Source organism: Bacteroidia bacterium, assembly GCA_016218155.1.
Classification (GTDB): Bacteria; Bacteroidota; Bacteroidia; order Bacteroidales; family GWA2-32-17; genus GWA2-32-17.
Map to the genome: position 1 here is coordinate 1 of JACREQ010000072.1, position 15636 is coordinate 15636.

Annotated in this window: 8 protein-coding genes; 1 reads left to right on the forward strand and 7 read right to left on the reverse strand. The window is 31.3% G+C overall.

All coding sequences use genetic code 11. The annotated features are described in order from the left end of the window. Positions 1-1096 precede the first annotated feature (1096 nt). Positions 1097-1477: a hypothetical protein gene (locus HY951_13380; protein MBI5541051.1), complete on the forward strand. Its 381-nt coding sequence runs from the start codon at positions 1097-1099 to the stop codon at positions 1475-1477. 82 nt (positions 1478-1559) lie between these two features. Here the strand turns inward: HY951_13380 and HY951_13385 are convergent, their stop codons facing one another. The 7 genes from HY951_13385 to HY951_13415 all read right to left on the reverse strand — a co-directional run bounded on the left by HY951_13385 (position 1560) and on the right by HY951_13415 (position 15171). Continuing rightward, complete coding sequence (locus tag HY951_13385) at positions 1560-2279, reverse strand: hypothetical protein (protein MBI5541052.1); 720 nt, start codon at positions 2277-2279, stop codon at positions 1560-1562. Between the two features lie 73 nt (positions 2280-2352). Beyond that, positions 2353-3336 (reverse strand): hypothetical protein, encoded by a 984-nt coding sequence (locus tag HY951_13390; GenBank protein ID MBI5541053.1) that lies wholly within the window; start codon positions 3334-3336, stop codon positions 2353-2355. After that, on the reverse strand, positions 3333-5006 hold the full coding sequence (locus HY951_13395; protein MBI5541054.1) for a T9SS type A sorting domain-containing protein: 1674 nt from the start codon (positions 5004-5006) through the stop codon (positions 3333-3335). Before HY951_13395 ends, HY951_13390 begins: the two co-directional genes overlap by 4 nt. Positions 5007-5150: 144 nt before the next feature. Then, positions 5151-8717, reverse strand: a complete 3567-nt coding sequence (locus HY951_13400; GenBank protein ID MBI5541055.1) for a S8 family serine peptidase — start codon at positions 8715-8717, stop codon at positions 5151-5153. A gap of 145 nt (positions 8718-8862) precedes the next feature. Further along, entirely contained in the window at positions 8863-10161 is a 1299-nt protein-coding gene (locus HY951_13405) for a T9SS type A sorting domain-containing protein (GenBank protein MBI5541056.1), read from the reverse strand. Between the two features lie 4 nt (positions 10162-10165). Further along, entirely contained in the window at positions 10166-11200 is a 1035-nt protein-coding gene (locus HY951_13410; protein ID MBI5541057.1) for a T9SS type A sorting domain-containing protein, read from the reverse strand. A gap of 8 nt (positions 11201-11208) precedes the next feature. Beyond that, positions 11209-15171 (reverse strand): SBBP repeat-containing protein, encoded by a 3963-nt coding sequence (locus HY951_13415; protein ID MBI5541058.1) that lies wholly within the window; start codon positions 15169-15171, stop codon positions 11209-11211. Positions 15172-15636 lie beyond the last annotated feature (465 nt).

Genomic DNA, 15636 nt, shown 5'->3' on the forward strand with positions numbered 1-15636 from the left:
ACAGGTTTAAGTTGCAACTGACCATTCATCGATTGTCTAACATTAAAAAAAACATTTTATGAATGTCATAACAATGGAGTCTGCTGTCTATGATAATATCATGGCAAAACTCGATAAGTTTGAAGAGGAGCTTAAAAAAGCTGTTAGAACGTCCAGTTACCCTTTGAGTGAACGTTGGCTTGATAACGATGCTCTGTGCAAAATCTTCTGCTGTTCCAAACGTACTCTACAAATGTATCGTGATGAACATATGCTTCCTTTCTCCCAGATAAAACACCGCATGTATTACCGTGCCTGTGATGTGGAGAAATTTTTGAATGAGAATCTGAAAGTAATACGTGAAAATAACGGAAGGAGGAAAAGGTCAGGCAAACAATGAGCACCGAAATTATAATGCAAATGTATCTGCAATATTTATTCAGGATAAATAACGTGTAAAATAAATCTGTAAAAAGCTGATGGAGTAATTCTGTCAGCTTTTTACAGAATAAAATGAATAGTCCTGAAATTAATTGACCCCTGTAAACTAATGCAACCTCAAAAAGAGAAGATTTTTATGCTGTTTTATCAATTAATTCTGGCTTGAAACAGCTTAACCCTCTCTGCACCCATTCACCTGAGAGATAATTTCTGGTCGAAAATCAGAAAAATTAGAGATTCCAGTCGATTTTGGGCAAACCCAAGCAATTCAAGTCGATTTTCAATTAAAAATCTGGATTTTTTGTTTTTTTTCAAAAAAAATCGAATGAGTGAATCATTTTTTTTAATAAAGATACTGAAATCTATAGTTAAAACAAATATTTTCAAATTATATTTCAAGTTTTATCTTAAAAAAGATATTGATATAGAGTTAGTACTATCTTTTTTTCATAAATTTGCAATTGAAATAAAAATATAAGGACTTAGCTTTTATTCCTGCTTCCCAAACCTCGCAAGTTTTCTGTTTCAACGAGGAAAAAAGTTACTGTCTATGCTATGGCATGGGCAATAACAATTTCCGTTGATAGGTTCGCGAGACCTGGGATGCGAAAAAGTTTTTGACCCATGTCTTTTTATGCACACATATCAGCTCATACATACTATAAAATCTCCGAGAGTGAGACGTAAACTGGCAAGTTGTCTTTCCAACCATTTAAATATTTTGAATTACGAAAAAGAAGTTGGTTGTTTTTGCTATGAAATTGAGACAGCAATTCGTAAAAAAGAATTAATAAAATTACTTGGTTCCTTTATTAAAGAATTATCCTTAACGAAGGATGAAAGAGTTGTACTATATGATCCAAGTTTACAGTCCGATATTTTCAAATTACCAAGTAAAAATGAAAAAATAATCCTGAATGGAGATATTGAAAAAGAAAATCAGGTTGAAGAAATTATCTTAGAAATATTTCGTTACATCAAATTGAAAATGGAATTAGAGGATTCACAAAAGAACTATTTTGATTCAATTTCAAATAAAAATACATCAGAAAATTAATTTTCTGATTTTAGAACTTATTTTTATTGATTTCCTTTTCAGCCTTTGTTAAAATTTAGCAATAAATTCACCTGTAAAACTTTTAGAATTCATAGCCAAGTAAAAGACGATAATTGTTTTCCTTCACATCAAGTTTTCCGTTACTGCCGTATGATTTATGAGTATATAAATTGGTTATGCCAAACCATGCTTCACAAGCAATAGAAAATCCTTTTACTATTTTACATTTTACTTTAACTCCAGTATTCATTGCAAACTTTTTATAATCTTTGCTAATATCAATTTCTTCCAACATAACTCCATTGTTCCAAAATGGGTCATGATAAGTTCTGTTTCTTACAGATAAAATATATTGTCCTTTAAATAGAAATCCCAACTGGAATATATTTTTTTCAAAACAAGGATTAATACCAAGTTCAATGGAGCGAAATAAGATGATGTTTTTAGAAATGGGATCTTCGAGAATACTTATAGGATTATTAATTGCACCACCAAAGGTGTAATATCCAATAAAAATCGGCATTTTTATTTTTTTGTATTTGGAATCGGGTAAATTATATAGATTTATTGAATATGAAATTCTTGCTGTTGGTTGAACCCAAAATGCTTGCATATAATCAATGAAGTTCAAAGAACTATATTCACCAACATTTGTATATTTCCATGAAGTGGTATTATATCCTGCTCCTGCTTCAATTCCAAAACCATTGTTAGATTTTTTTTCTTCTTGTGCAAACGAACATAAATAATTAACAAGACAGGCAGTAAAAATAAAATATCTTATGATTCTGGACTTTAGCATTTATTATACAATTACACACTCATTAGCAATAAAATATAAAACAGTCTTTTAAATTATAATTAAATGCCGAGAATCATTTAAAATTAATTTTCGATTCTAAAGAACCATCAGGGCTTGTCATTACCAAATAACATTTTGTAAATAATTTATTATATCCGGCATCCCGATATGTTAGTTTCTGCCAAATTGCTTTATTGGTAATTGGTTGAAATGTAGGTAAACCATAGTGCCATGAATTACAATCAGGCATATTTCCATAGGTGGTAGTATCACCCTGAGTATTTATTTTGAAAAGTTTGTAATTATAATAATAAACTGCTTCATTATTATTTAGCCAATAACAAATAAATCCATTAAAACCGTATTCAAACCATTTAAAATAAGTACTGTCTTTATCGAAAAAATGAAAATAAATTCCATGCTCATCGCTAAATATTATTGTATTATCATTATTCCATTTATATTTAGTATTCAAAGGCAAAATACGAACAACAGTATCGGATTTAGAATCACAGATAGTAGTTGCATAACTGTATGCCGGATTACTATAAAAATAATAACGTGCATCAGGACTCCAATTTGGATTATAACCTACAGTTGTAGTGACTTGTGTAAGGCTATCGCCATTACTCTTTATTTTCCACATGGTATTTCCGGGAAGATTAAAGATTAACCAGTCATTTATTCCCCATGAAGGAACTCCCCATATTTCACCCGAAAATATTATCTGTTTTGATTTAGTAAGGAGATTGCATTTATAAAGATTTTTTCCATTTTTATCTGTAATAAGGACAGCTATTTCATATGAGTTATTCGGGTTAAAACATGGGTTTTCATAGCTTATAGTATCAAACGTATATTCATAACCCCAGCCCGGATCTATTGGTGGAGTTAAAGTATAGCAGGAGTCTGGTTGCTCAACAGGTTGTAAATTGTGGACTTGAGAATTAATTATTTGTTCTTTTTTACAACTAATAATGAAAGAAGAAATTAAAGCTATTAAGATTACAGCATAAGATACACGAATAAATAAAAGAAAAGATTTGTTATTTTTCATTGTTTCTGTTTGATAAATGATTTAACAAAAACCTTCTCATCAGTAAATACTTTGCAAAAATACATTCCGCAGTTCAATTGTTCAATATTTAAATTGACTATAGGATTAGTTTCTGACATGTTATTAAATTTTTTACATATTAATATTTTACCTGTAACACTGTATATTTCAATATTACCTTTCAGCATTTTGTTTGAATCGAATTTAATAGAAAGTGATTCAAATGCAGGATTTGGGAAAATACCAATAGTTATTGGTTGGATATTATATTCAGGAATACCCACATTATTTATACTTAATTTTGACACAAAAACATCTTTACCTCCTTTTGAAACTAATGATATATCTCCTGAATCTGAAGGTAAAGTAATATTATTAACAAAGGAACCACATAGAAATAGATTATTCATCTTATATGGTTTAGCATAAATTGTATTATTAGTTCCCTGTAAAGAAATGGAATCGGTTATTGAACCTGAAGAATTATATTGAAGTATCTGACCATTGCTCATATAAATAAATGAATTACTATTATCATCTAAAAACATAGAAGCAGGGTTCGTATTTCCTGAACCAACATATTGTTTTACCCAGATATTAGTGCCATCATTATTATATTTTGCAACAAAAGCATTTCTTGAACCAATTGGTGTTAGGTAGTTATTGGAGTTGTTAAAATCTAATGCTATACTATCAGTAAAAAATCCAGAAATCCATATTTTATCTGAAATATCAATACCGACTGATATTATTTCTGCCCATGCTTTATTGTTAACTGGATGAGCCCATGTAAGCTGACCAAGAGTATTGAATTTTGCAATAAATGCACCATTACTACACGAAGCTGTAATTAAAAAAGTATCAACTCCCGGATTAATATCCATAATGCCAGAAAACCGACCAATTAAATATACATTTCCATTATTATCAGAAGCAATTTTTGAGTTAAATACGTTATCATCACTTGTTGTATTTATTGCCCATTCTAATAAACCTGATGAATTATATTTTGCTACAAAAACAGCATCAGAGAATGGTTGAGTAGAAGTAAGAAAGAAAGTATTTGGGTAAGATGGGTCAAAATCAATAGTTCCTCTAAAATCACCAGTAATATAAACATTTTGATTTGTATCTGCTGTTATTGACCATCCGTGCCCATCATCATCACTTGGATAACTTCCTGCATTTAATGCTCTTGCCCATAAACAAGTACCATTGGTGTCAAGTTTAGCAAAAAACATTACCTGACCAAGATCACATAAAAGAATTGGGCCGTTTATAGTATTAAATCTTGGACAACCATTCCCGAAAATATAAATATTATCTGAGGCATCAGATGTAATAGTTAAAATAGAATTATAACCTATATTTTGAGCCCATTTAAAGTTTCCGCTACTATCATATTTTACAATAAATCCTGATTCATTAAAGCCATTAGGTGACCCATTCAATAGTTGTGTAGGTTGAGCACATGTAAAATCCATTGTATCAACAAAAGTACCGATTATATATATACTTCCTTTTGAATCAACAGTAATATTGGAAGGTGATTCATTCAATGTACTTCCGAAAGAACATCCCCAATTAGTTGTATAAGTTATTTGAGCCTGACATTGTAGATGTATTGCTGCTAATAAGACTAAAGGGAAGAAGATTACAAGTATTTTCATAAAGAAAGATTTATTCTTTTTTAATAAGACAAATTAATAAGATAAATAGTTGTCCATAAGCACATAATTATTTTTTACTTTACAAAAGTATAAAAAGCAAGTGGATGATTTTCCACCTGCTATTGTATTACGATATATCAATTTTCATTTTTTTTGTTTAACAAATGATTTAACTATTACCTTTTCATCTGTTAACACTTTGCAAAAATATATCCCGCTATTTAATTGCTCAACGTTCAAATTAATTATATAATTGTTACCAAAAACATTGTTGAATTTTTTAGACATTTGAACTTTACCTGTAACATCATAAATTTCAATATTACCTTTTAGTGATTTACTTGAATTGAATTCAACAAAAAGAGCATCAGTTGTAGGATTAGGGAAAATATTAATATTGAAATTATCTTCATTTATTTTAATGCTTGTTAATGCCGTATCCATCACATGAACAGAATATGCTACTTTAAGTTCACCCGGAGGTAATGGAATCCATTGATCCATTGGATTTCCTGCCATGTCAGCAATTATATGCCAACAATATGTAATTGCATTTACAGTGAAGGTGTTTTGAGAAAATACCGGAGAATTAAACAAAAACCAAGGTTCACCAGTTATATTTGCCGGATCATATTTTAAACCTGTTGTTGCATTTAATCTTGCCCAATAAGCAATACCATGTTCAGTTGAATTAAAAACATCCTGATAATTTAAAGTTACACGATAACGTTGAGCTCTGTATTTTGTGCCTAAAGGAGCTGTAAAACTCGTTAGTGAATTAAAAGCATTATTAACTACAAAAACAGAATCAAAAATTGATTCAGGTAATATTGTTCTTGAAATAGGATTGCCAGAATGATATACCCTGTATATTGGAGTATTAATCATTTCCAAAGCTTTACCAGCATCTATTAATCCCCATGCGTTCTTAGTAGTAAATGTAGCACCCGGATATTCTCTGTTATCAGCGGTACGTTGCAAAATTTGTTCAACATCTTCGGGAGCGAGATTATTTTGATAACCATTAATAATGTTGTGTCTGCTATGCATTAATGCAGCGACACCGGAAACATGAGGTGCAGCAGCCGATGTTCCAATAAAACATTGATAATTTGGATATAATGAAGAAGTACATCCATTAGAGAAATTGAAAGGATAGGCATGATCTATTGTAGTTGAAACAACTTCCGTAACTCCAGGTGCAACAAAGTCCATTGCATAAACATATGAAATACCGGAACCGGCATCAAAACTCTCAAACCACCAATCTCCAAAGTTGTCATTCCATTCTTTTTTTAATCCAGTTGTACCGCTTGCACCAACACTTAACAACATTTCATCTTTATAACATGGAGGATAAATAGTCGGAGATGCCATTCCTATTCTGTTTCCTCTTGCAGCAACATATGTGCAGTTATTCTGCCAGCAAGAAATAATAGCTTTTTCAAAAAGAGTATCACTCTGCCAACTACCCCAGCTATGATTTTGTACATGTAAACCATATCCATAGCCTGTTGTGGTAGAAGCTGAACCATTAACAATTGCATCTGCTACATCAGCCATTCCAACAAAGAAGTTCGTATCGTTAAGATTATAAAATATTCCAAATGAATATAAAAGAACGCCAGAATTGCCAGATAAAACATCTCCACCTGCTATACCAGCAATTCCTTTAGAATTATTTCGTAAAGCTCCTATTATTCCGGCACAAGCAGTACCATGACTATAGGTCGGGTCTGTAACATTTGATATGTCTGAATTCGTATGATAATCCCATCCACCTTTTATTTTTGAACCACTAAAAGTTCCATCTCCAAAATCTTCATGAGCCCAATAAATCGGGTCATCAAAAACTCCAACTTTTATATAATCCCTTCCTGTTTCTATATCCCAAGCGGGATTAATATTTATATTTGCACTGTCATAAAGTAATGTAGGAATAAGACTGCTTTGTTCGGCAGTTAATAAAGGATCGTTGGAATTAGCAAATTCTACTGCACTTAGAAAATTTCTTTCTGCAAAATGTACTTTAGGAGATAATTTATTTAAACTATCTGCTATTCTTTGTTCATTAAAATCAGAAGGAATAATTACTGAAAGAGCTGACCAGAAAGTAGGCATATGAATAGTGTCCCCAAGCCTTGTTATTGATAAAGAATCGGCTGTTGTCATTTTTCGGAATATCCTAAAAGTAGGAACCTTTTCCCAACTAATTCCAGTTTTTTGATTCATTTGGGTAATAACCTGTGGTTTTACAAAATCAATCAATGTTCCAGCTTCGTATTCGACTTTATCAATAGTACTTCTGATAACGGAAGAAGAATCAAAATCAATTATTAATTCATGTGCATTCCAGAGCGAATCTCCACTTCCGGCAATGCTATGAGGTTTATCCTTAATAGAATATTTTACGGTTGCAAACTTTGTTGTTGATCCATCATTTGTAGTGCCAGTAACAAATACATCATTATTAGCAACTATTAATTGGGCTGCTTTTTCAGAAGAATTAGTATTCTCAGAAACTTTCTCTAATAACAAATTACCATTATCATCATAGCTTTGAGTAACAAAGTTGCGAGTTCCGTTAATATCTGCCTCCCCTGATATATATATTCTACCGGAAGAATTTGTTCTTACTTTTCTTCCCTTTGCAATCTGATTGTCAATTAATGCTGTTTTATTTTTAAGCCAAGCTTGAGTTCCTGTTGGAAAATATTTAGCTAAAACCAGATTTGTTCCACCGTTTGCTTTTTTTGAATAACCAGTTATCAGAATATTATTTGTTGGAGTTAGAGTTAATCCATATCCTTCATCGTCTTGTCCATATTGGTCAATATATTGTGCCCATTGAATAGCTAAACTATTTGATAATGCAAGGAGTTTAATATTTTTATTACTTCCGCTCTGACTTGTACCAAGTAGATAAATATTACCTGAACTATTAATAGCCATTTCAGAAGGGAGGTCATAACCGTTTCCGGTAGTTGCATGTCTTTGTACTGCTACTTGTGTTCCTGCTGAATTATATTTAACAATGCAAAAATCAGAGTTGTTTAAATTATTTGCACTTGCACCTGCAACGAAAATATTTCCACTATTATCTATTTCCATTGAAGTAGCAATTTCAGGTAAGTTAGTATAATTATATCTTTTAGTCCAAAGCAATGTTCCACTTGAATTATATTTTAAAGTAGCATAATCTGTAAATGTTCCAAGACCATTACTGCTCCCTGTTATATAAATATTTCCAGAAGCATCTAAACGAATAGCAACAGGAACATCATCGCCATTTCCGGTTCCATTATACTGTTTTGTCCAAATAAGTGTACCAGTTGATGTGTATTTAATTAACCTGTAATCGAGGTTACTTCCATTACTTACTGAACCGCAAACATAAATATTACCTGAATTATCAATTGCAATATCAGTACCATAATCGTTTTGACTTAGTGTGCCATTTGTTTGCTGCCATACTGTAGAACCATCAATTCCAATACAAGTGACTAATATATCAGACTGCCCTCCGGTTGTATTATTCCCAACATAAATAAAATTTCCGTTGGGATGCAGTTTACAGGCAACATAATCGTATTGTCCGGGAATCCCTTCAACGTGTTCCCAATCCTTGTTAATATATGTCTGCTGTGCAGAAACATATTGGCATATTATTAAAAATAGCCCTGAAAAAAATAGATGTGTAAAATTTTTCATATGTATTAGGTTTAAGTTATTTTAATTCTATAGCAATTTTCCTATAAATTCTTACCTTTTTTGTTTTTAATTCAACAATGTACAAACCAGAAGTTAAGACCGTTGTTTCAAACCTTGTTTTACCAAAACTCCTTCAATCTAATAGTTATTTAATAATAAATTTATTACTATATACTTTTCCATCTAAAACAACTTTAAGTAAATACATTCCTTGAGTTAATGACGAAACATCAAGATTGAAATTATCTCTTCCTTTTGTTAGTTTATCTGATTGTTTTGAAATTAATATTCTGCCTGATATATCTATAATATCAACCATATATGTTTCAGTCTTTTCAGTTTCAAAAGTCAAAGTAAGTATATCGCTTGCAGGATTAGGAAATAAAATAATCTTATCTGAAGTGGAAGATAGTTCATTTATATTTGATCCAATCAATGAGCCTCCTCCATTGGTGGTTTTGTAAATTGCACCATACCATCCAACTGCATAACAAGTGCTATCGTTTGTACAATACACGCCATTTAAATACGCATAATTAGAACCATAATTTAGTTGTTGAGGATACCACTTAACTCCATCAATTGTTTTTAAAACAAATTTAAGGTCTGTTGCGTTTCCTTGCCCGACAGCATAACCGACATTTTCATTTATCATAAAAATATCGTTAATCATTGACATATTTTGAAAATCTTTTGTTACCCATGTGTTTCCTCCATCTGTGGTTTTGGTAATTGTGGCAAAGCCATAGTTTGGTGATCCGCCCCAACCAAGACCTCCCATATATCCTACACTATCGTTAAGAAAGTGTAAAGGGAAGAATGTTCTGTTTATTGTATTGGTATAAAAATATGACCAGCTATTCCCTCCGTTAATTGTTTTGTGTCCTCCTGCACCATCAGAAACATAACCAACATTGGGAGAAGGAAAATAAATACTCCTTCCTGATGCAATTACAGTATCTTCAATCCAGTTGACTCCTCCGTCAATTGTTTTATAAAACATAAGAGTGCCATCGCTGTTGCAAGCGAACCCTTTTAACTCATCAATAAAAAAAATTGATTTAAAAGCTTCTCCGGGTCCGGGACGTGATATAAACCAGTTATCTCCGGCATCTGTTGTTTTAAATATCATTCCTCCATCTCCGCAGACGAAGCCAATATTTTGGGAAGTAAAATAAATAGAATAGAGATTCCCTTGCAATGGGACAAATGTAGTGTCCCAAGTATTTCCATAATTCAATGTTCTTAATATTACACCAGAACCAATATTTAGAGAAGTGTCAACCCAGCTTCCAACAACATATCCTGTGCTGTCGTTGGCGAAATAGACGGCACTATAATCAAATTTATTGTCTTCTTGTGTAATAAGGTTCCATTGAGATTTTGCATTTATATACAATAGCATAAATAACCCCAAAAGAAGATATTTAAATAATGTTTGCATAACATTATTGTTTAATAAATTTTTTAGAAAATATTTTATTGTTGTTTTTATATTCAATTAAATATATTCCAGAGCTAAAATCTGAAACATCAATTTTAATTATTTCATTGCTTTGTTTATTTATGTTTGCCATTGTCCTAATCTTTTTACCTAAAATATTATAAATACAAACAGAGGATTGTTTATCGTTTTGAATACCTGAAATAGATATAAAAATATCATTTATACAAGGGTTTGGAAAAATGTCAAATAATGAAGATAATTCTGTTGTATTAACAGACCATAAAGAATCAACATTTAAGAGCATTGGTCTTAAAATAGAGCCAATAAGAATATAATTATTATTTATTTTTTTCCATTCTTCAATTTTAATTCCAATAGCAAATTTTCCTATTGAAGTGGGGTGCATTGTAAGTGTGCCAGTAATAGAATCAATAAATATTCCATTAGGATATGAATAATTTGATACACAAGTATAAGGTGCTAAACTGTATGATAAACTATCTCCATCTTGATCAACTGCCCCTGAATTATAAGACCAATTGCAACAACTTACTGATACAGCCTGATTATTACTAAAATAAGGAGAGCTATTATAGAATATTGGATTAATTGGGATTCTTAGAGAATCTTGTAAACAAAATTTTTCATTTCCTAAATTTGTAATGTTAGTAATACCTGTTAATAAGAAACTGTCCTGATAGGAAATAACAAAAATACCTGGACCTGGATATGAATGTATCCCACTGTACATTGCTTTAATACCGATAAAAGAATCAATTATTGTTGTATCAATCCGTTGCAGTGTATCAGGGTCTGGACTGTCACCCCAGTATAATAGAATATGGGTTCGATTTACATAATTACTCAAATCCTGATAGATATTAATTTTTGTTTGATAAGTATTGCCAGCAATACGAGAAACTATTATTTCACCACTTCTAATATCCTGAGCAAACACATTGGTTTTTAATAATGTTATTAAAAGAAGTGAAAAGAATATCTTTTCAACAAATAATATTTGACTTTTAATATTCAATCTAATATTTATTTAATAATAAATTTATTACTATATACTTTTCCCTCTAAAACAACTTGAAGTAAATACATCCCTTGAGTTAATTTAGAAACATCTATTGAAAAGATATTTTCATTTGGAACAACTTCCTCAATAGTCTTTAATTTTATTGCACCTAACGAATTATAAATATTAACTTGTGCCGTTGATATTTTTTCAGAGGAAAATTTTATGTTTAAAAGTTCATTATTATAAATGGGATTTGGATAAATATTTAATGTACTATAGGAATTAATAGTATTTTCAAAAATCGAATAAATAATAGGTGAAATATTAAATCGAGCAATAAAAGCATCTTGATATCCATTCTTATTTGGTTGCTGATAATTATTTGTCATTGGATCAAATAGTGGAAAGTTTGATGTGGAATTCGTTTGCCCAGTTAAATAAAACCTTTTATTAACAATGTCTACAGTTCCAATTGTTGAAATTTCATCCTCGTTTCCACCATAAAATGTTGACCATACAAGTTGATTATTTGAGTTAAATGCTGAAATAAAACCGTCTCCATAACCCATCCCACTTAACCCCCCTCCAAAGCTGTTTTGAAAAAAAACATTAGGTACATTACATTGAGGAAACTCAATATTAGGATTTGTCGGAGGAGAACATAGTACATTTGAGTATGAACCGGAAGTAATTCCTGTTAAGTATATATTGTTTGCATTATCACAATCTACTTTTTGTAAAGTTGTTGTTGTCCAATTTGCACCATCTATTGTAGGTCCAAATGAAGTTGACCAAGTTAATTCTCTTGATTCAAATTTTGCGATATAACCATTAACTACACCTGATGGTATTAATGGCTGTGTATATGAATTCCCCGATGTTATTTTAGGAAAATAGGTATCTCCCGAATAAACCCCACCCACCATATATATAATGTTAGGATTCGATGGATTTACTGCAATTGAATTAAGAAAAACAGGGCCAAGTGCAGGACCAGAACTGGTTGTAGATTGCTCACTTGATCCGCCAAAATAAGTTGACCATGCTAATTTTCCAGTTTGGTCAAATTCAACAATAATTGCATATGAATATCCAGAGATTTTATTTGGTGACCAATCTTGAGAATGTGCATTACTTCCCGGATCACAATCTGGAAAATAATCAGGACTATTCGGCACATCACATGGTGTATTAGAAGGATTGGAAGATGCTTTTATACTACTTGAAGTACTACCACTTGCATAAACACTGTTATTTGCACCAATTTTTAAATGTGAGAAATCATCTTTACCATTACCACCAAAATATGTACCCCAAATCTGATTATTAGAAATATCAAATTCAGCTATGAATGCGTCTGGAAGTAACTCTGTCGCTGTTGTACTTCCCTGATTATATGCTCCAGCTTTACTCACAATTGGGAAAGAGTTATTACTTTGAGTAATTCCAGCAATATATACATTATCTAAATTATCTATAGCAATACTTCTAACTTGTTCATAATTATCGTATAAACCTCCTCCATTTCCACCAAAATATTTTGAAAAAAGTAAAGTATTACCACCATTATTGAACCGAGTAATATAACCATCATTATTTCCGTTTAATGAACTATTTCCAGCTGGAGAAAGTGAAATATCTCCACTTAAAGTTGTACCTACCATATAAATATCTCCTAATGAATTAATAGCAATATTATAAGCATAGTCATTGTTAATACCTCCATAAAAAGTGCCCCATTCGGGTTTCCCTTGAGGATTAAGTTTAGCTAAAAATGCATCTAATGAACCATTAATTAGGATATCAAAACCACCTATTATATTAGGAAAATTACTGCTTAAGGTGTTTCCACAAAAATATGCATTTCCGACATTGTCAGTAATAATGTCAGTACCAATATCATACCCTGCTCCGCCATAAAATGTTGACCAATCATCACTATTTGATTGTTGGAATTGCATATGTCCTTTATCAACCATAATTACCAATGGGAAATTGCCATTCCAATTGCCTATAATCAAATTTGCTTTGTTCCCACTAACTTGCCATTGAGTTTGCCAGTTTACTGGAACAATTTGTTGACCATAGTTTACCATATAAGCATGTGGTTGTTCAAAAGTAGTACTTCCAATTGCAGAATTAATTTCAAGTTGATTATTTTGGTTAACCTGTAAATGGCTTTGACCATCGAAAAGTAATGAGATGTCTTTAATATTTGCTCCGGGCTTTAAAACGAAATACATTTTTAGACCTGAATTGTTGCTGTAATAATGCAAATCAATATTTGGATAAATGTTTGGTTCAAATAACCTTTCGTAACCTTTTACATTAGTTATTCCTTGTGGGCACTGCGCTAAAAAATAATTTGTATATCCATCGGTTGTGTCAATCGGAAAAATACGTGCAAGTTGATTACAATTTGCAAAAGTCATATCAATGCGTTGTAAGGTGTCTGGAGAATTTTCTGACGTATCAGTTTTCGCAAAAACATAAGATAATCTTGTTGAAGTAAAATATAAACTTGGATATGTGTTTGGCACATAGTATTTTATTTCCGGGATTAAAACATTGTTTGTATTAACTAATTGTCCTTTGTTTTTTATATAACCAAAACTACTTTGACGAGGCTCATTATTTAAGTCGGGAGGACTGTAAACAAAACTTTGAGAAAGTTTAATAGTTGTATAATCAAATTTAGCAACTCCATTATAGGTTTGTCCAGTAAGAAATATTCTTCCTTGAGAATCAATTACCATGTCGGTAGCACCGTCAACTCCATTAGCTTGTCCATTATAGGTTTCGTCCCATTGCATATTTCCGCTTTGATTTAACTGGTATAGAAGCATATCACGGGAATTTCCGGCTTTTACCTCTCCACATATATAAATTGTGTTGTATGGGTCTAAAGCTATTTTATTATTTACCATCGTTCCTAAAATTTTAATCGGGTATTTATTAACCCATAACTGAGAACCTGATGAATTGTATTTTAAAGTATGGTACTCATATTCGTTTCCAGTATTAAGCGATTTACCAGTTATAAATACATTACCGGAATTATCAGAAACAAGAGATGTGCTTAAATCAATAAGACCATATCCATCGTAAGTTTGTGCCCATTGCTGATTACCATTGTTAAGTGTGTACGACACTAATGAATAATTCATGTTTGTAGCAGTTCCAACGCTTCCTGAAACATAAATGTTATTACTGAAATTTGCAATTTTTGCAGGTGTAATAGGCATTGTGATTGCGCTTCCATAGTTTTGAGTCCATAAAACAACACCATTACCAGCATGATAACTTTGAGTAGTTACAGCAAAAGTTCCATTTGCCTGAAAAGAATAACCAGATACAAAAAGACGATTATTTTTCCAGAATACTCCGGTTGCATGATTATCTCCTGTTGTAGTTGCGTTGTATGTTTTAAGCCATGATTGAGTACCGTTTGATAAATATTTAATTGTAAGATAAGAATCATAAGTTCCGGTTTGTTTACTATAACCTACTGTATAAATACTTCCTGAATTATCTATGGTTACGTCTGTAGGTATATCATCACCATTTAAAGTACCGTTATAAATATTCGCAAATAAAAGAATTCCATTAGGGTCGTATTTTATTGTAACAATATCAAAATTACCGTTAATATTTTTGCTTTTACCAACAACAATAATATTTCCTGTTGCATCGAGAGCAATTGCAATTGCTTCATCAACATTATTTGCTATGCCGTTATATTTTTTCACCCAAAGTGTATCTCCCAACTGGTTATATTTAATTGTAGCAAAATTATAATTCTGGCTAACAGTACGAACTGAACCAGTCACATAAATATTACCGTTTGCATCAATAGCCGAAGGAATATTTGTCATATTATCCCTGTCGCTATAATTTTTAACCCATTCCGGTGTAACTACAGTTTGTGCAACAAGATTTAATGCTAATGTGGTTACGAATAAAATTGATATTAATTTTCTCATAATAAAATTTATTATTTTTTGAGTTTGCAATTTTTTAAATTAAAATCTTTAAACAAATATCTAAGGTTTATTTCACATTTGCAAATAAATTTTCACTGACAAGTTTTTTAATTTCAGTATCATACAACCTCCACATATGAGAGTCGAAAAATGAAAAACCTAACCACTAAAAATCAAACTATTTTTTATTTGTTTGATTATGTGTTAATTCAGAACGTTGTTATTTTAGTTTATCTAATATCTCTGAAGATCGCTTTTTATAGCACGAATTGTCACGTATTAGTTCTCTGAATTGTTTTATTGCCAACTGGTTATGTTTTGTTTTCTAGGGTATTTACTTCTTGCCACCACAATGTAACTATTACTATGCCTTATTTGCAAGTACTTTTTTGTTAGTGATAGGTTCCCGACTCATCGCTTGTTCTATTACTCTATGAAATAGCAACCCCCGACTATTAGATTTTC

Bases quoted from the DNA above. Each gene is read 5' to 3' on its own strand.
- HY951_13390 (MBI5541053.1), bottom strand. From the start codon at position 3,336: ATGAAAAATAACAAATCTTTTCTTTTATTTATTCGTGTATCTTATGCT.
- HY951_13405 (MBI5541056.1), bottom strand. From the start codon at position 10,161: ATGCAAACATTATTTAAATATCTTCTTTTGGGGTTATTTATGCTATTG.
- HY951_13415 (MBI5541058.1), bottom strand. From the start codon at position 15,171: ATGAGAAAATTAATATCAATTTTATTCGTAACCACATTAGCATTAAAT.
- HY951_13395 (MBI5541054.1), bottom strand. From the start codon at position 5,006: ATGAAAATACTTGTAATCTTCTTCCCTTTAGTCTTATTAGCAGCAATA.
- HY951_13385 (MBI5541052.1), bottom strand. From the start codon at position 2,279: ATGCTAAAGTCCAGAATCATAAGATATTTTATTTTTACTGCCTGTCTT.
- HY951_13400 (MBI5541055.1), bottom strand. From the start codon at position 8,717: ATGAAAAATTTTACACATCTATTTTTTTCAGGGCTATTTTTAATAATA.